This window comes from Zavarzinia sp. (assembly GCF_049306435.1).
GTDB lineage: Bacteria > Pseudomonadota > Alphaproteobacteria > Zavarziniales > Zavarziniaceae > Zavarzinia.
In genome coordinates, this window is the sequence record NZ_JBAQRT010000179.1 from 1 (window position 1) to 17,209 (window position 17,209).

The window sequence follows — 17,209 nt, forward strand, 5'->3', positions numbered from 1 at the left end:
GCGGATCCGCGCACCCTCGCGGATCCGCCGCGCAACATCAGTCGCGAAGACCGAGGTTGCGCTGGAAACCGTGCAGGCGGGCGATCGCGCTCGCGCCGCCGTCGCTTTCGGTCAGGGCGCCGGCATAGGCGGTGATCGCCGCTTCGGCCCGGGGGGTCCAGGCGGCGACGCGATCGCGCAGCCATTCCTTGTTGCCCTCGATCTCCGACGCCATGGCGACCAGACGCGAGGCCCAGCGGCGGTGACGCTCGGCGTCCCGCATCTGCGCTTGCGACAGCAGGCTGTAGAGCGTGTCGCCATTGCTGCTGGCGACTTCGGCAAGGGTGCCGAGCAGGGTTTCCTCGACCGCCGGCTTCAGCACCAGGTTGAAGACGACGAAGGCTTCGGCCCAATCCCAGACGACCAGGGATTCCTCGAGCAGGCGGCGGAAGCCCTGCCACTGCGGTGCCTTCTCCCAATGCGCGCGTTCGTCGGTGCCGAGGCCAAGCCCGGCCTGCGACTTGGCGAGTTCCGCCGTGCGATAGGCGGTATGGGTGACCCAGCGCAGCGAATCCGCCGACTGGAAATAGAGGCAGGTGGTGATGGTGCTGGCCGGCGCCATCTGGGCGACATAGGCCGAGCCCATCTGCAGACCGTGATAGAGATAGCGCGCCGGGGTGTAGAAGGTGGCGAGGGTATTGATCCACTCGCGCGAGATCATCTGATCGTGGCCGCGGTCGCTGAACTGGTCGAACAGGCTGTTGACGTAGGTCTCCTGCCCGTCCTGCAGGATATTGTAGGTGCGGTAGACGAGCTGGTCCGGATCCTGGAACAGGTCCCAGTCATGATGCTTCAGCGGGCTTTCGTTGCAGTACTTGCGGTACCACTGGTTCATGTGCAGGTTCGGATCCAGTTCCCAGGGAACATTCGGATCGCGCTGGCGATAGTGCAGGCGGGTGTTGACGATGTCGTATTCGCTCGGACGCTTGCGGCGATCCGCGAGATGCGACCAGGTCTTCAACGGCTTCAAGGGTTCGGGGGCGGCGGACATTGGGGGTTCCTTCCCGGAATTCGTTTCTTGTCAGATGTGCTTGGCGAGGTAGAAGCGCACGCGCTCTTCCGAAGTATCGATCTGGCCCGAGAAGGAGCCGAGATTGATCTCGATCTCGCGCATCTGGAACGGGCGGCCCAGGGCCTCCTCCATCGACGCGCGGGTGAGGATGCATTCATCCTCGCATTCGATCCGGATATAGGCGGTGCGGTCCTCGACGTGGATCTTCTTGCCTGGATTGTCGTCCTCGACCGCCTGGATGGCTGCCTGGGCGACTTCGCCGGCGCGCAGGATCGGACCGACGCGGTTGTTGCGATAGGCGTCACCTGAAGTGTGCTTGGACATGATGCTCTCCCGCGTCAGGTGTGTGATTTGCAGGGTTCGATGCCTTCGACATTCACGAAGACGTCCTCGCCCCGGATTTCGACAGGGTATTGCGCGATCCGGCAGTCGGTCGGGTTGAGCCCTGCGCCGGTTTCACTGTCGAACTGCCAGAGATGAGCCTTGCAGGTGATCACGCCGCCTTCGAAGCTGCCATCGATGAGGGCGATTTCCTGGTGCGGGCACATGGACTGGAAGGCCTTGATGCGACCGCCGTCGACGCAGACGACGAGGACATCACGGCCACTGCCCGTGGTGAATTCCTCCATCTCGCCTTCCCAGACGTCGTCGAGCGTGCAGATTTTCTCGAACGCCATGCTCGTTCTCTCGTGCGCGGTCAGATGTCGGAGAAAATGACGTCGATGGTCTCGGTCGGCATCAGGCCGGCCGATTTCACCTGGAGGTCACGCGGGAAAACCTCGCCGGTCGAATGGCGGCGGACGCGCATCACCTTGCCGGGGCGCGGTGCGACGCGGCGGTTCACCGAATGAACGGCGCAGGCGGAGGCAACTTCGTCCATGGTCGCGGCATCATCGACCACAACCAGCTGGATCACGAAATCGCCCTCGAAATTCGAAGACAACGGAAAAATAGCCATGGATTCCTCCCCTTATTCACGAATGGGGGAGGGGGCTCGGCCCCCTCCCGCCCGCCTTACTCGGCGGCCTGGTTCTTCTTGCCGATGCCGGCCCAGGCGTAGTCATGCGCGTCGACGCCGATTTCGCCCGGATTGAGGCTCATGTAGAGCAGCGCGCCCGCGAGGTTCTGCGGCTGGATTTCGCCGGACAGGAAGCGGTCGACCACGTTCATGTGGCCCTGGTAACGCTCCGGATCCTGCTGGAAGCACCAGCGGTCGACTTCCGAGCCGAAGTGATAGAGCCGGCCGTTGTGGACCAGCTGGTAATCCTTGACATTCCAGCCGTCGCCCGCGGTGCCGACCACCGGCAGGTTGCACATGTTGCAGATGGTGGGCAGGGTTTCCGGCAGGGTCAGGTCCTCGCGGCCCTTCTGCAGGTTTTCCGTGACCACATCCCAGCAGCGGCCGAAGGTGGAGTTCCAGCCCGGATACTTCTCTTCCAGCCAGTCGCGCTCCTCGGGCGACACGCCGGCGGCCGGGTTCCACCACACGGTCGGGCGCCAGAACCAGACACCCATGTGCATGCCATGGTGGGTCTCGTCGAGCGAGCGGACGAACTCGTCCCAGTACCAGGGCAGGTCGAGGCCGAGATCGTTCAGCTGGCGCTCGAACTGACCGATGATCCATTCCTCCATGAATTCCTTGAAGGACTGCTTCCGGTGCTCGAGCGGGGTGTAGTAGTCGAGGATCGGGCCGGTGAGGACCGAGAACAGTTTCCAGGCCCGCCAGAAGATGATGTCGATCATCTTCTGCGCTTCGTCCTTCTTGCCGTTCGCGATCAGGATCTTCAGAACCGGGCCGCCCTGCTGGGCGTGGCGGGATTCGTCGGTCTGGATCGAGGAGATCAGGCTGGCGAACGTATGGTCGCCGGCTTCGGCCGCATCCGCGGCCAGGCCGAGGAACTGCATGTTGGTGAAGCCGGTCTCGAAGGCGAAGGTCAGCATGATGGCGACGCTGACGGCATCGCGGGTGAACATCATGTCGTCGAACATGTGACGCGCGGCGAGGGCGGCCCATTCGTTCGTGTGCATGGCCTTGTGCGCCCAGTCCCACTGGCGGCTGCGCTTGGTGTGCTCATGCGGGAAGAACAGCTGGATCTGGCCGTGGCGCATTTCATCCAGCATGCCGAAGGTCGCCATGTTGCGGTTGCCCGGCGCGCGCGAGAAGCGGGCCATGCGGGCTTCCGCCGTGGCGGCGGCATATTCGGCGACGGCGAGGGCGCCATAATGGGCCTGGAGGGTCGAGATCCAGCCCGGATCGGCGCTGTCGATATAATTGGCGCGCTCGAGGGCGGCCTTCACCGAATAGGCGCCGGCGTCCTTTTCGCGCTGGGTGGCGACATAATCGCTGTAGGTAACCTTATAGGGTTCGTCAAAGGTTTCCCAGGCCTCGGCGGGAATGCCGCGGGCGCCCGACATCGCCTCGGGAAACAGCTCGGACTCGGGCACGTAGCTCGGGGTCCAGTTCGTCGTCCTGACGAGGTCATAATATTCGCTTGAAGCCAGCTTCGACATTGCTGTCCCTCCCTTTGGCCATTGTGTTCCGGCCAGATACCGTCTTCGGCGTGGCGGTGATCGATAACTCGCCGCCGCTACCCCTGTTCTCAGCAATGATCGTGCCAATCCCCCCGGTGATCTGCCCAGTGTCATCCGCGCGAAGGCGCCGGGTGATCCGTGGCACCGCAGCGGATACAGTCGTTGCTGCACTGCATCTTTGGCCCTGTGCTTATCGCCGCGCGCCTTTCACGCTTTCCTCGCCATCCCGGGGTGCTCCGATTGCTGCGGCGCATCGCGGTTTCCGGGGGGGTGGCTGCTTTTGCCGCTGCCGGTCATCGGGCCGGGCGACGCGGCGTGCCGGTTGATCGATTCATGAAATTGTCGGGCGCGGTCCGAAGGCGGTCGGGACACGACTTGTTGATTTCATGCATTGATCGCCTGCGGCATATCGCCCGTGGGGTCGCCGTCAGCGATGACGGCGCGCCGTGGACCGGCGATCGCTCGCCAGGCGATGTCTTTCTATCGGGGCAGACGCGGCGAGGGCGCGGGACGGCTGCATGGGGTCCTCACTTCTTGATTATCGTTATGGCCGAGGCGACGCCCATACATGATGCCCCGGTGTTTTCGGCTTGGAGCCTAGTCCGGCGGTTTCACCCTGTCATGCGGGATCTGGGGCAAAATGGCGATGGAAACGCCTTGGACGCCTTATTCGCCGCCGGTCGCGGGCCTGGGCACACGGGGTGCGGGCAGCGGCCGCGGGCACGTAATCAATGAGATTATGATGCGCCCGGATTGGCGGGGCGGCGGCGCGGTCCCCGGTGGCGGATTTGATCAAACCCTCCCGCGCCCTGTTGATCAATTGAGCCTGCCGCTTCTGCCGCATCGCAGCGACGCCGGCTTGTAATCCGCCGTGTAGCGCGGTCCTCGCCACGTTGCGCCGCAGCGCGCCATCTGGCATGTCGCTTGCTTTTAATTCTCCAAATCGGTGCGAAGTCGATCGAATTCGAGAAGACATGTCGCCGATTTGCCGAAGGCGAAAACAGATCGAATGCCGGGGAGGAATAAGGCATGACAAGTTCAAGGTGCAAGGGTGGTTTCAGGACGGGCGCGATGCTCTCCACGCTCGTGCTGTCGGCATGGGCGGGGGCGGCGCAGGCTGAAACCGAAATCGCCGATGGCTTCACGATCGGAGGCCGGCTGAAGCAGGGGATCGCCATCGCTTACGACAAGGGGATCACGGGCGGCGGCGTCGAGATCGGCCAGGCGGCCTATCTGCTCGAATTGACCTCGGCCTGGCGCCCGGCCAGCAATGTCACCGTCACCGCCGATTTCTGGCTGCGTGGTGACCTCTATAATGATGTGGGTGGCGATCTGGTCGGTCGCGGCATTCAGGATTACGGCTCGGCCGACTTCCGCGACCAGTTCCGCTATCACCTGAATCGTCGGGGCGCCGGCACGGCGGGGGGGCCGCTGGCCAATCCGCCGCGTGATCCCTATGGCAGCGAAGATGAACAGAATGTCTTCCTGTCCGATTTCAACGACGAGATGATCCGAGAATTCGCCCTGAAGGTGACCGATCCGGAAAATCGCTACGCCTTGAAGATCGGCAAGTTCGTGCGCGCCTGGGGCCAGTCCGACGGTATCCGTCTGCTCGATGTCCTGCAGGCGCAGGACTATCGGCAGAAATTCATCCTTGGCGACGCGGACGAGATGCGCATTCCCAGCTGGATGACGGCGATCGATCTCGATCTTGGCCGCCTCGGCCTCGGCGACGCCTTCGAGGCCATCGGCTTCGAGAAATCCCGGCTCGAACTCATCTATATGCCGGAGTATCACCACAGCCGTTTCGTCATCAACAATCCGACGCCGGGCGACGCCACCTCGGGCGGGCTCTATGGCCTGCCCTTTCCGTTGCTGGCCGACAAGGTCAGCGACCGGGGCATCCCTTTCTTCGGCGCCAACCTGACCGACAATGAACCCGACCGCCTCATGATGGACGAGCCGACCCTGGGCGGTCGTCTGAAATTCGACATTGCCGGGGGCGAGGCGACGCTGAACGCGCTCTATGGCTATCAGGACATGCCGATCCTGAAACTGCGGGGGGCGCAGGCGGTGATCGGCAACGCGCTTCACGACGGCAGCAACGCCATTACCGTCGTCCCGCTCGACGCCGCGACCACCGAAGCCGTGGTGCAGGGACTTTATGTCCCGATGCTGCGCGGTGGCGGCAGCGCGGAAGATATCCAGACCGGGGTGCTGGGTTGCCCCTATCCCGGCGGTTCCTTCTGCTCGGTCAATGTCCAGTTCGATCTCGACTATAACTACAGGCGCAAACTGATCGGCGGCAGTTTCACCCGCGACATGGTCGAGCTGGCGCTGGGGCCGAAGGAAGTCTCCCCCGTGCTGCGGACCGAGTTTTCCTATGAATTCGACAAGCCGTTCAACCGGGCGGTCGCCACCACGATGTTCGGCAACAAGGAAGAGGGCACGGCGGCGCTGATCGTCGATCCCTCGCGCGGGGTGGCGGAGCGGGACCAGTATTCCTTCATGATCGGGGCGGACTATTTCCTGTGGCTGCCGTTCTGGACCACGCAGGACACCAGCGTCTTCACCAGCGTGCAGTTCTTCACCATCGTCACGCCCAATGGCGAGGACCTGCTGTTCCAGGCGCCCTATGCCGCCTATGGCGCCAAGCTGCACATGGTGCAGAACTACGCCACGCTGCTGGCCAGCCATAATTTCGATGATGGCAAGCTCGGCACCGAATTGCTCGCCGTCTATGACGTGCAGAACAACGCCTTCGCCCTGCGGCAGCGCTTCGACTTCAACTACTTCGGCGACAATGTGCGTCCCCGCGTCGAGATCACGCATTTCGAAGCGGACCCCGAGCAGGGCGTGCTCGGCATCGCGCAGCAGGCCGACAATGTCGAATTCTCGCTGACCCTGCAGTTCTGATCCGGACGGGCTTCGCGGCCGGGCCGTGTATCCGATCAGGATACATCGCCCGGTTTCGCGGTGAGGGTCGCGCCTGCGCGCCATCGGATTATTCAAATTCGCCACTCCTCTCCGGCGCTGTCTCAAATCAGAAATGTGCATTGCGTCATTCGCGCGGAAAGACGTATCGCACAGCGTCACGATGTTCGTGAAAATCAAATAATTACAATGGTTTGCGATTTTCGCGCTGCCGCAATGGCGCGGTTGGCAACGATCTTGCAGGAAGGGGAGGCAAACGCGGGCAAGAACCGCGATCCACGGGAGGAACAACGCAGTGAGAGCGTTCTCGAAATGGGAGACGGTCCAGCACCGTCTGACTGATGCGACACGAACGGCGGGCAGTCGCCCGGCCGAAGGCGCCTCGCGCCGGCAAGTCCTGGCCCTCGGGCTCGGCGCCGCGGTCGCGGTGGCCCTGACCGGCAAGGCGAAGGCGGCGGAATCCGGTCTTCGTCTCTATCCCGATGCGCTGTTCGGCATCGCGGTCGACGGCGGCGTCGCCGTCGCGACCGGATACCATGGCGCGGTTGCCGTCGCCGATGGGGATCCGTCGAAATGGCTTTCGGTGTCGAGCGGCAGCGACGACCTCCTGCGCCGTGTCGTGCGGCGGCCGGGCGCCGGCTTCGTCGCCGTCAGCCATCGCGGCCGCATCCTCGAGAGTAATCTCCAGGGTCGCGACTGGCGCGCCATTCATGAAGAATCGGGCCTTTATCTGCGCGCCGTGGACTTCGCCAGCGAAAGCACCGGCTGGGCCGTCGGCCACGAGGGCGCCATCCTCATGACGAGGGATGGCGGCAAGAGCTGGCTGCGGAGCGAGATTTCGGATTACGCCGGTCGCGACAAGCCCCGGCTCAGCGGCATCGCCGCCATCGACGAGAAGCGGGCCGTGGCCGTGGGCGAATTCGGCGTGGTCGCGGCCACCGAGGACGGCGGTCAGGTCTGGAAGGTCGTGACGGAGCAGGCCCATCCCTCGCTTCTCGATGTCGCCATCGCGGGTGACCGGGGCTATGCCGTCGGGCTGAACGGCACGCTGCTGGCGCTCGCCGCCGACGCCAGCGGGCGCTGGACGGTCGAGCCTCAGGCGACCGGCACCACCCAGCACATGCTCTGCGTGGCCATTTCGGCATCCGGCCGGGAAGCCCTCATCGGCGGCAACGGTCTCCTGCTCACCCTCGGCAAGTCGGGCTTCCAGGCCGCGGCCATCGCCCCTCAGGTCCAGCTCAACTACACCTGGCTCGGTGGCGCCGCCCTCGCGGAGGACGGCCGCGCGATCGCGGTCGGACAAGGCGGGCTGATCCTCGTCGCCGATAATGCCGCCGGGACCTTCTCGCCGGCCCCCATTTCCCTCGCCACCCGGGAGGTGACGCAATGATCGCGAACAGGATCGCGGCGACGGTGCGGCGGCGTGCCGCCATTATCGCCACCTGCATGATCGCCCTGACGGCCTTTCTTGGTTACATGTCGTTCACCCAGCTGTCGCTGAAGGTGGTGCTGGAAGCGATGCTGCCGGTGCATCACCCGAACGTCGAGCTGATGGCCAAGTTCGGGGCGCAGTTCGGCGGCGCCAACACGACCCTCATCATGGTCGAGAACACCGAGGGCACGATCTACAACGAGAAGTTCATGTCCGCCTACAAGCGGGTCGCGGACGAGATCTTCTTCCATCCTTCCGCCGAGCGCCATCTGGTGCAGGCGCTCACCTTACGCAAGACCAAGGCCATCGTCGGCTCCGCCGGGCGCATCGACATCAACGCGATCGCCTGGCCCGACCTGCCGCGCGCGCCCGAGGAATGGGCGACCTTCGAGGCGGCGGTGAAGGCGCAGTATCGCGGTCTCCTCGTCTCCAACGACGAGAAGGCCGGCATGATCATCGCCGACTTCAAGGACGACACGGATTACGCGACGCTGGTCACCTTCATCGAGGAGCTGGGCCAGAAGGAAGCCGCCAACGGCATCAAGGTGCACATGGTCGGCCGGCCGGTCCTGCTCGGCACGATTTACAACGACCTGGGCGCCACCATCCTGCTCGTCGTCATCTCGCTGATCTTCTCGGGCCTGATCCTCTACATCTACTTCCGGTCCTGGATGGGCGTGGTCATCCCCATGCTGACGGCGGGTGTCGGCACGCTGTGGGGAACCGGCGCCATGGCGCTGGTCGGTTACAACCTCGATCCGCTGCTGATCATCCTGCCGGTCTTCGTCTTCGCCATCGTGCTGTCGCATTGCGTGCAGTTCATGTCGCGCGTGTTCGAGCGGCTGCAGCCCGGCGTCGCCATGGGCGACGCGGTCGTGGGAGGCCTTGCCCAGGTCTTCGTGCCCAGCCTGACCGCGATCGTCGCGGCGGCCGGCGGCTTCTTCGTCCTCGTCATGATCGGCGTGCCCAGCCTGCAGGCGCTCGGCATCATCTGCGGCGCCTGGCTGCTGGCGATCGCCCCGGCGCTGGTCTTCACCGCCTCGCTGCTGTGCCTGATGCCTCGGCCGAAGCGCTTCCGCGCCCGCACCACCTGGGTCGAGACCATCTGGCGCGTCGCCCGCTTCGACCGCTATCCGCGCGTCGTCATCGCCATCACCGTGGCCTGCCTCGCGGTCGGCATCTTCGGCGCGCGCTTCGTCGTCATCGGCGATGCCGTGGGCAGCCCGATCCTGTGGCCGGATGCCCGCTACAACCAGGACAACGCGCTGATCAACGAGCGCTTCGCCGGCGTCGGCACCGACACGATGCTGATCTATGTCGAGGGCCCGGACGAGACCATGATCCAGCCCGCCACCTATCGGGCGATCGAGGAACTCTCCCGTTACATCTGGGAGCACGAGCCCAAGGCCCGCCACGCCCAGAGCATGGTGCCCATGGTCCAGGCCGTGAACCAGGTGCTCTATGAAGGCGACCCGTCCTACGCGATCGTGCCGGGGGATGTCGATGCCGTGGCCTTCAATGTCTACCTGTTCTCGTCCAAGGGCGAGCCGGGCGACTTCAAGGCCTATACCGACGAAACCTGGCGCATCGGCAATATCCTCGTGCCGCTGGACGACAAGACCGGCACCACGGTCAAGGCGGTCACCGCGCTGGCCCGTGACTTCATCGCCGCCATGCCGCCACTGCCTCATGGCGCCCGGTTGCTGGTCGCCGGTGGCCAGGTCGGCATCGCCGAAGCGGTGAACACCGAGATCGCGAACACGAAGGACGCTGTTCTCGTCGCCATCGTGATCTTCATCGCCGGCTGCATCTTTCTGGCCTTCCGGTCGCTCTGGGTTACGGGCGTGCTCATCTTCGCCCTGCTGACCTCGACCTTCATGACCGACACCTTCATGTATCTGATGGGCATCGGTCTCAACATCAACACCCTGCCGCTGGCCGCCCTCGGCGTCGGCCTCGCCGCGGACTACGGCATCTACATCCTGCACCGGGTGAGGGAGGCCCTGGCAGAAGGCGAAAGCCATGAGGACGCCATCCATCACGCCCTCACCACCTCGGGCAACGCGGTGATGATCACGGCGATCACCATGATCGCGCCGGTGATGCCCTGGGCCTTCTTCTCGGCCCTGCGCTTCCAGGCCGAGATGGGCGTCCTTCACGCCGTCGTCCTGTTCTTCAACATGCTGGGCGCCCTGATCTTCGTTCCCTGCATGGTGCTGCTGTTCAAGCCGAAATCGCTGGTCAGCGGCAACCATGGCCGGGCGGGACGCGCGCTCGAGCTGCAGGGCGAGGCTCTCGGCAAGGCCGCCGAGTGACGATGGCAAGACCAGAACAAACACGAATGCAATCGGGAGGAGCGCGGCCGCGTGCCGTCGCAAGGGCAGGGGGACTGATATGAAACTGGCAAATATCTTGCTGGCCACGACGATCCTGGGCGGCGCCGCGGCTGGCGCGCTGGCCGGCTTCGCGGGTGACTTTGGCGATGTCAGCGTGGGCGGGCGTGTAAAGCAGGGCGTGGCCTTCGGTTACTCCGATCTCACCGACGGAATGCTGAAGCTGGCCCAGGCCAATTATGTCGTCGAAGGGGACATCAGCTGGAAGCCGTCGAAGAACGTCGCGGTGACCGGCAAGTTCTGGCTGCGTGGCGACTGGGTCGACAGCTGGGGTGGCGACCTGATGGGTAGCGGCATCCAGAATCCCTACAGTCAGAATGCCACCCAGCAGTACGGCTACCATCTGAACCGGAAAGGTGGGGGCCGCGACGATCCGTTCGGCAATACGGTCGATCACCAGAACCGTTATCTCGATGATTTCGAGGACGACATGATCCGCGAATTCGCGGTCAAGTTCACCGATGACTACAACCGCTACGCCCTCAAGATCGGCAAGTTCGTGCGCGGCTGGGGTCAGTCGGATGGTATCCGCCTGCTCGACGTGCTTCACGCGCAGGACCTGCGCATGAAGGGCGTGCTGGGCGACAGCGACGAGATCCGCATCCCCAACTGGATGGCGGCGCTCGATCTGAACTTCGACGAGCTGGGCATCGCCAAGCCCTTCGAATGGCTGGGCATGACCAAGCCCGGCCTCGAGCTGATCTTCATGCCCGAGACCCATCACGACGAGTTCGTCATCAACAACCCGACGCCGGGCGACACGACCTCGGGCGGCCTTTACGGATTTCCCTTCCCCTATCTGATCGACCCAGAGTCGGGCAAGGGCATCCCCTATTTCGCGGCCCACCTGAGCGATGTAACGCCGCGCGAGTTCAGCGTGACGGATTCGACCGTCGCGGCGCGCTTCAAGTTCCAGGCCCTGCACGGCGAGGGCACGCTGAACGCCTATTACGGCTGGCAGGAATTGCCCATCGTCAAGCTGCGGCAGTCCACGCTGCATGTCGGCAGCGCGACCAATGATTCCAGCCAGGCCCTGCTGAATGTTCCGCTCAGCCAACCGTTGCTGGAAACCCTGGTCCATGCCCCCGGCGTCGGCTATCTCGATGCCATGCGGACGACGACCGGGGGGCTGCTCGGCTCGCTCGGGCAATTGCTGGGCGCCTATCCGATCAATCTCTATGGCTGCGCCACCGGCATCCTGCCGCCCTTGTGCTCGGTCACGGCCAATTTCGATCTCGACTACAAATATCGGAAGAAGCTGATCGGCGCGACCTTCACCCGCGACATGGTGGAACTCGCCTTCGGCCCGAAGGACGTCGCCCCCGTGTTCCGCATGGAAGCGTCCTACGAGTTCGACAAGCCGTTCAACCGCTACCGGGTGAAGACCAACACCGGGGGCGAGGCCTATGGCACGCCGGCCCTGATCTCCTCGGTAGACGAGAGCGTGACCTTCCGCGACCAGATCTCGGTCATGGTCGGCTTCGACTACTTCCTGTGGCTGCCGTTCTGGAAGAACCAGGAAAGCTCGATCTTCACCAGCTTCCAGCTGTTCAACATCATCACCGACGACAGCAAGGACCTGATGTTCCAGTCGCCCTACGCGGCTTTCGGCTCCAAGGCCCATCCGGTGCAGACCTATGCCTCGTTCCTGTGGTGGAAGGCGCTGGATGACGGAAGGCTCTATCTCGAGGGCCTCGCCGCCTACGACTTCCAGAACGAGGGCTTCGCCTATCGCCAGCGCGTCGACTTCAACTACTTCGGCGACAACGTCCGTCCGCGTATCGAGATCATCCACTATGAGGGCAAGACCGAGCAGGGTCTGTTCGGCCTCTACGACAACGCGGATGCGATCGAGTTCTCGCTCACCTACCAGTTCTGACCATAAAGATCACCAACGGGAGGATAATCCATGAAGATCAGAACCATGGCGGCCGGCCTTATCGCCGCCCTGACACTTGGCGGCGCGCAGGTCGCCCTGGCCAGCCCCGAGGACGGCGTCGCCGCCTGGAAAGCCTTCGTCGCCCAGAACGGCGACGGCGCGGGCCGTTCGAAGTTCGTCGACGCCCTCGGCTCGCCCGAGGCGCTTGCCATCGCCAAGCGCTGGGCCGCCTTGCGCGGCTATGACGCTCCCGGCCTGCTGGCCCAGGCCAAGCTGCCGCCCGAGCTGAAGCCCGGCACCGTCATCAACGCGAGCAATGTCGACGCGCCCTGGCTGAAGGACTTCATCCTTCCGGCGCTGGCGGAACGCTTCAAGGACAGCGGCTGGTTCGGCTGGAAGCAGGCGGTGATCGTGCCGACCGCGTCCTATTACATGCCCAAGGGCACGCTGGAGCAGACCGAGGACGCGAAGGCGAAGGGTATCGCCTTCAACGCGACGCCCGATGGCAACCTGCTGACGCCGGATGGCAAGTTCGCCCTGTCGACCCAGGGCGCCTTGCCCTTCCTCAATCCGAAGGACGGTCTCGAGGCGACCTGGTCCTTCGTCGCCCATGGCATCGCCAACGACAACCTGAACTTCCACCCGATCACCATGGATGTCTGCAACAGCAGCAGCAGCCTGGAGCGCCAGTACAAGGCGGAACTGTGGTGGCAGAAGATGCACGGCCGCAAGGACGTGGCGCCCTTCGGCGACATCGGCGGCATGGACGGCGTCGTCGAGGGCGGCGCGGTCTACTTCACCGATCCCCGTGACGTGCGTGGCCTGTCGGGCGTGCGCAAACGCTTCGCCGACGCGAAGAAGGAAGACGACTTCAAGGTCTTCGTGCCGACCCTGAAGCGCACCCGCATCCTCTCGGCGACCGACGGTCAGGATCCGCTGGCGGCCGGCCTCGAGCTGATCTGGGACGACTGGCGTGCCTATTGGGTGAAGACCGATCTCAGCAAGTTCGACTACAAGATCGTCGGCGAAAGCTGGACCCTGGGCTTCCCCCAGACCGGTCACTTCTACCAGGCGGCGACCCGCGCCGGCTCCTGCGCGGTCGATACCGTCGAGCTCGAGCTGCGTCCGGTGATCATCCTCGAGATCTCCGACAAGACCGGCAAGTACATCTACTCCAAGCGCCGGATCTACCTCGACAAGGAGTTCTATTATCCGGTCGCCAACGAGTTCTTCGACGCCCGTGGTAATCTGATGCGTGTCTGGTACGACAGCCGCGACTGGACCCCCCAGACCGGCCAGGCCCAATGGCGCCAGGTCGCCCTGTGGAACGTCATCTCCAAGCGCGTCTCCTGGCTCGAGATGCAATCCCGCTGGCAGGATCTCGACACCAACCCGACCCCCAGCCTGTTCGATATCGACCAGCTGCGCGACTACAAGTAATTGTTTCGCCGCCCTTTGACGGGCGGCGAAACTCACCAGCTCTTCCCCGCCTGGGTCCCCCCCCAGGTCACTTGAGGGCAACGCGATCACTCAGACGCGTTGCCCTTTTTTTGTTGTCGCAAATGATCGAAGCCAAAGGCCCCCGCTTCATCATTTCGTCGAGCCTCCTGCACCAATTCATGCGGAGAATTGCTGCGACGCAGCGGCGGCCATGGGGCGGAAAGGCCAGGAACGTAGGGAAAGCGGAGAAGTGCGCGTGCGCAATATCTGTGTGCGATGCACAAGGTTCCACAAACGACGATCCGCCCATGCTTGGCATGGTGCTTGCAAGATTTGGGACAGGGCGGCGAACAACGCCCAAAAAGACAACAATCACAGGGACGTGAAGCGCCAATGGCTACGGCAGAAGCTGAAGCACTCTCGATTGATCTGGACGCCCGCTGGATACGCGTGACGGCCGTCAAGGCGCCTTTCGTCCTGTTCGAGTTCACGCTCGGCGATCCCGATCTGATGGTCGAGATGATCATGCCGATCGATGCGCTGTTCGAATTCAGAAGCGCCCAGCACGCCGTGCTGGAGATCGCGGACGAGGCCGCCGGGGCCTTCGCCGCGCTTTCCAGCAGGCAATGACCCGCGATCAGATCCGGAGGACCACGGCCCATGACCATCGAAATCAAGACCGCCACCATACAGCCGCGCCGGCAGACCTATGCCAATGTCGCGCGGCGCATCGGGGCGGACAAGCCCGCGTCGCGCTATGACGAGTCGATGTTCGACCTGCAGGCGACCGGTGAATTCCACTATCGCCCGACCTGGGCGCCCGAACTCGAGCTGTTCGACGCGCGGCGCACCGCGATCGTGCTCGAGGATTGGCATGTCCTGCGCGATCCCAGGCAGTTCTACTACGGCACCTACACGATCACCCGCTCGCGCATGATGGAGGCGACGGAAAAAGCCTTCGCCTACGCCGAGCGCCGGGGCCATGTCGCGGGCATCTCGCCCGAATGGCTCCAGTCCGTGCATCACTATCTGCTGCCGCTCCGCCACTACGAGTGGGGCGCGAACATGAACAATTGCAACATCACGGATATCGGCTTTGGCTCCGCCATCACCGAGGCGGCTATGTTCGCGACCATGGACCGTCTCGGCATCGCCCAGGTGATCAGCCGCATCGGCCTGCTGATGGATGGCGGCACCGGCGCCAGCCTGTCGGCGGCCAAGCAGACCTGGCTCGACCATGCCTCCTGGCAGGGCCTGCGCCACGCGATGGAGGATCTCTTCGTCGCCCCCGACTGGTTCGAAGTCTTCGTCGCGCAGAACCTCGTCCTGGACGGGCTGCTCTACCCCCTGGTCTACCGTGGCTTCGACGAGGCGGGCCTCGCCCATGGCGGCGCCTCGCTCTCGCCGCTGACCGAATTCATGCTCGACTGGTTCGACGAGACGTCGCGCTGGGTCGACGCGGTGATCGGTGCCGCCGCCCGGGAATCCGCCGCCAATGCCAGCCATCTGTCGGGCTGGGCGGCGCAATGGTCGGTGCGCGCGCGGGATGCCCTGCTGCCCATCGCCACCGATGTCCTGGGGCCGCAGGCCGAGGCCGCTATCGACACCCATATGGCGGATCTCGCGGCGCGCTGCCGCAAGATCGGCCTCGCGGTCTGAGGAGACAGGCATGAGCAAAGTATCGATCACGCTGCAGAACACCGACGAGGGACGTCTCCTCGTCGAGGCGATCGTCGCCGACAATCCGGCGGCCGAAGTCTCCTGGATGCCGGCGCTGACCAAGATCGATTGCGAGGATCGGCTCAGCCTGCGTCGCGAGACGATCGAGGCGCGCTTCGGTCGCCGCTACGACCTGCAGGAACTCCAGCTGTCCCTGATTTCCCTCGCCGGCAATGTCGAGGAAGACGACGACAGTTTCACTCTCGCCTGGGCGCAGGGCGCCGGCTCACGCAAAGCCTGAGGAGACAGAACCGATGAACGCGATGCCGCCGCTGCCCAAGCAGCGCAAACTCAGCCTCAAGGAACGCTACGCCCACCTGACCCGCGGTCTGGGCTGGGAAACCACCTACCAGCCGATGGACAAGGTGTTTCCCTATGTCTCCTATGAAGGGATCAAGATCCACGACTGGGACGCCTGGGAAGACCCGTTCCGTCTGACCATGGACGCCTACTGGAAATACCAGGCGGAGAAGGAGCGCAAGCTCTATGCCGTGATCGAGAGCTTCGCCCAGAACAACGGCCACCTGAACATCACCGACGCGCGCTATGTCAACGCGCTGAAGCTGTTCCTGACCGGGGTCTCGCCGCTCGAATATTCGGCGCACCGGGGCTATGCCCATGTCGGCCGGCATTTCGTCGGCGCCGGGCCGCGCATCGCCTGCCAGATGCAGGCGATCGACGAACTGCGTCATGCCCAGACGCAGATCCACACGATGAGCCATTACAACAAGTTCTTCGACGGGCTGCACGATCCGCGTCACATGCATGATCGTGTCTGGTACCTCTCGGTGCCGAAGTCCTTCTTCGAGGACGCGTGCTCGGCCGGGCCGTTCGAATTCCTGACGGCGATTTCCTTCAGCTTCGAATACGTACTGACCAACCTGCTGTTCGTGCCCTTCATGTCCGGTGCCGCTTACAACGGCGACATGGCGACCGTGACCTTCGGCTTCTCCGCCCAGTCGGACGAAGCGCGGCACATGACCCTCGGCCTCGAGATCATCAAGTTCATGCTCGAGCAGGACGAGGCCAATGTTCCGATCATCCAGAAGTGGATCGACAAGTGGTTCTGGCGCGGCTATCGCCTGCTGGGCCTTGTCTCCATGATGATGGATTACATGCTGCCCAAGCGCATCATGTCCTGGGCCGAAGCCTGGGAGATGTATTTCGAGCAGGCCGGCGATGCCCTCTTCGAGGATCTGTCGCGTTACGGTATTCGCAAGCCGAAGTACCACGAGGTCGCCTCGAAGGAGAAGCACCGGCTCAGCCACGAAGTCTGGTCGATCTTCTACAACTACACCCACGCGGCGGCCTTCCATACCTGGATGCCGACGGAAGAGGAAATGACCTGGCTGTCGGCGAAATATCCCGACACTTTCGACAAACACTACCGGCCGCGCTTCGAGTGCTGGACCGAGATGCAGGCCGAGGGCAAGCGCTTCTACAACCCGACCCTGCCCCAGCTGTGCGTGACCTGCCAGATCCCCATGGGCTTCACCGAGCCGGACGATCCGACCACGATCTGTTTCCGCTCGGCCGACTACAAGGGCGAGCGCTATCACTTCTGCTCGGATGGCTGCAAGGACATCTTCCAGAACGAGCCCGAGAAATACATCCAGTCGTGGCTGCCCGTGCACCAGATCTATCAGGGCAATTGCGGCGGCGCCGAGGTCAAGGATGTCCTCGCCTGGTACCACCTCAACTTCGGCACGGACAACTTCGATTATGAAGGCTCGCCCGACCAGAAGCTGTGGGAGGAATGGCAGGCCCAGAAAGCGACAAACCCCGTCTGACGACTGCATTCGTCGGGCGGAAAAAAGGGGGCGGGCGCG

14 protein-coding genes are annotated in these 17,209 nt (G+C 63.8%); 9 read left to right on the top strand and 5 right to left on the bottom strand.

Going from position 1 to position 17,209, the window contains the following annotated elements; genetic code table 11:
- Positions 1–37: 37 nt before the first annotated feature.
- The 5 genes from WAZ62_RS09875 to WAZ62_RS09895 are packed head-to-tail and all read right to left on the bottom strand — an operon-like array spanning position 38 to position 3,562.
- On the bottom strand, positions 38–1,030 hold the full coding sequence (locus WAZ62_RS09875) for an aromatic/alkene monooxygenase hydroxylase subunit beta (RefSeq protein WP_422643352.1): 993 nt from the start codon (positions 1,028–1,030) through the stop codon (positions 38–40).
- A gap of 30 nt (positions 1,031–1,060) precedes the next feature.
- On the bottom strand, positions 1,061–1,375 hold the full coding sequence (locus WAZ62_RS09880) for an MmoB/DmpM family protein (protein WP_422643353.1): 315 nt from the start codon (positions 1,373–1,375) through the stop codon (positions 1,061–1,063).
- 14 nt (positions 1,376–1,389) lie between these two features.
- Complete coding sequence (locus WAZ62_RS09885) at positions 1,390–1,728, bottom strand: Rieske 2Fe-2S domain-containing protein (protein ID WP_422643354.1); 339 nt, start codon at positions 1,726–1,728, stop codon at positions 1,390–1,392.
- Positions 1,729–1,748: 20 nt separating this feature from the next.
- Complete coding sequence (locus tag WAZ62_RS09890; RefSeq protein WP_422643355.1) at positions 1,749–2,009, bottom strand: toluene-4-monooxygenase system B family protein; 261 nt, start codon at positions 2,007–2,009, stop codon at positions 1,749–1,751.
- Positions 2,010–2,065: 56 nt separating this feature from the next.
- Positions 2,066–3,562: a toluene monooxygenase gene (locus tag WAZ62_RS09895; protein ID WP_422643356.1), complete on the bottom strand. Its 1,497-nt coding sequence runs from the start codon at positions 3,560–3,562 to the stop codon at positions 2,066–2,068.
- 1,092 nt (positions 3,563–4,654) lie between these two features.
- On the opposite strand from WAZ62_RS09895, the gene WAZ62_RS09900 reads away from it, so the two are divergent.
- The 9 genes from WAZ62_RS09900 (at position 4,655) to WAZ62_RS09940 (ending at position 17,170) form a co-directional block, all read left to right on the top strand.
- Complete coding sequence (locus tag WAZ62_RS09900) at positions 4,655–6,499, top strand: hypothetical protein (RefSeq protein WP_422643357.1); 1,845 nt, start codon at positions 4,655–4,657, stop codon at positions 6,497–6,499.
- A 313-nt stretch (positions 6,500–6,812) separates the two neighbouring features.
- The gene (locus WAZ62_RS09905) at positions 6,813–7,907 is read left to right on the top strand and encodes a WD40/YVTN/BNR-like repeat-containing protein (RefSeq protein WP_422643358.1); all 1,095 of its coding nucleotides are present in this window, start codon (positions 6,813–6,815) and stop codon (positions 7,905–7,907) included.
- On the top strand, positions 7,904–10,264 hold the full coding sequence (locus tag WAZ62_RS09910; protein WP_422643359.1) for an efflux RND transporter permease subunit: 2,361 nt from the start codon (positions 7,904–7,906) through the stop codon (positions 10,262–10,264). Before WAZ62_RS09905 ends, WAZ62_RS09910 begins: the two co-directional genes overlap by 4 nt.
- A 79-nt stretch (positions 10,265–10,343) precedes the next feature.
- The gene (locus WAZ62_RS09915; RefSeq protein WP_422643360.1) at positions 10,344–12,221 is read left to right on the top strand and encodes a hypothetical protein; all 1,878 of its coding nucleotides are present in this window, start codon (positions 10,344–10,346) and stop codon (positions 12,219–12,221) included.
- A gap of 30 nt (positions 12,222–12,251) precedes the next feature.
- Positions 12,252–13,661, top strand: a complete 1,410-nt coding sequence (locus WAZ62_RS09920; protein ID WP_422643361.1) for an outer membrane lipoprotein-sorting protein — start codon at positions 12,252–12,254, stop codon at positions 13,659–13,661.
- Positions 13,662–13,937: 276 nt separating this feature from the next.
- A complete protein-coding gene (locus WAZ62_RS09925) occupies positions 13,938–14,291 on the top strand; it encodes a phenol hydroxylase subunit (protein WP_422643362.1) in 354 nt (117 codons plus the stop codon).
- 30 nt (positions 14,292–14,321) lie between these two features.
- Positions 14,322–15,320, top strand: coding sequence for an aromatic/alkene monooxygenase hydroxylase subunit beta (locus WAZ62_RS09930; protein ID WP_422643363.1), 999 nt, complete (start codon positions 14,322–14,324; stop codon positions 15,318–15,320).
- 10 nt (positions 15,321–15,330) lie between these two features.
- Positions 15,331–15,621 carry an MmoB/DmpM family protein gene (locus tag WAZ62_RS09935; RefSeq protein WP_422643364.1) on the top strand — a complete coding sequence of 97 codons (291 nt, stop codon included), beginning with the start codon at positions 15,331–15,333 and terminating at the stop codon, positions 15,619–15,621.
- Between the two features lie 13 nt (positions 15,622–15,634).
- Positions 15,635–17,170 carry an aromatic/alkene/methane monooxygenase hydroxylase/oxygenase subunit alpha gene (locus WAZ62_RS09940; protein ID WP_422643365.1) on the top strand — a complete coding sequence of 512 codons (1,536 nt, stop codon included), beginning with the start codon at positions 15,635–15,637 and terminating at the stop codon, positions 17,168–17,170.
- Positions 17,171–17,209 lie beyond the last annotated feature (39 nt).

What these genes read in the sequence shown, in the direction of transcription:
- WAZ62_RS09875 (WP_422643352.1), bottom strand. Translation starts at nt 1,030, where the DNA reads ATGTCCGCCGCCCCCGAACCCTTGAAGCCGTTGAAGACCTGGTCGCAT.
- WAZ62_RS09880 (WP_422643353.1), bottom strand. Translation starts at nt 1,375, where the DNA reads ATGTCCAAGCACACTTCAGGTGACGCCTATCGCAACAACCGCGTCGGT.
- WAZ62_RS09885 (WP_422643354.1), bottom strand. Translation starts at nt 1,728, where the DNA reads ATGGCGTTCGAGAAAATCTGCACGCTCGACGACGTCTGGGAAGGCGAG.
- WAZ62_RS09890 (WP_422643355.1), bottom strand. Translation starts at nt 2,009, where the DNA reads ATGGCTATTTTTCCGTTGTCTTCGAATTTCGAGGGCGATTTCGTGATC.
- WAZ62_RS09895 (WP_422643356.1), bottom strand. Translation starts at nt 3,562, where the DNA reads ATGTCGAAGCTGGCTTCAAGCGAATATTATGACCTCGTCAGGACGACG.
- WAZ62_RS09900 (WP_422643357.1), top strand. Translation starts at nt 4,655, where the DNA reads ATGCTCTCCACGCTCGTGCTGTCGGCATGGGCGGGGGCGGCGCAGGCT.
- WAZ62_RS09910 (WP_422643359.1), top strand. Translation starts at nt 7,904, where the DNA reads ATGATCGCGAACAGGATCGCGGCGACGGTGCGGCGGCGTGCCGCCATT.
- WAZ62_RS09915 (WP_422643360.1), top strand. Translation starts at nt 10,344, where the DNA reads ATGAAACTGGCAAATATCTTGCTGGCCACGACGATCCTGGGCGGCGCC.
- WAZ62_RS09920 (WP_422643361.1), top strand. Translation starts at nt 12,252, where the DNA reads ATGAAGATCAGAACCATGGCGGCCGGCCTTATCGCCGCCCTGACACTT.
- WAZ62_RS09925 (WP_422643362.1), top strand. Translation starts at nt 13,938, where the DNA reads ATGCACAAGGTTCCACAAACGACGATCCGCCCATGCTTGGCATGGTGC.
- WAZ62_RS09930 (WP_422643363.1), top strand. Translation starts at nt 14,322, where the DNA reads ATGACCATCGAAATCAAGACCGCCACCATACAGCCGCGCCGGCAGACC.
- WAZ62_RS09935 (WP_422643364.1), top strand. Translation starts at nt 15,331, where the DNA reads ATGAGCAAAGTATCGATCACGCTGCAGAACACCGACGAGGGACGTCTC.
- WAZ62_RS09940 (WP_422643365.1), top strand. Translation starts at nt 15,635, where the DNA reads ATGAACGCGATGCCGCCGCTGCCCAAGCAGCGCAAACTCAGCCTCAAG.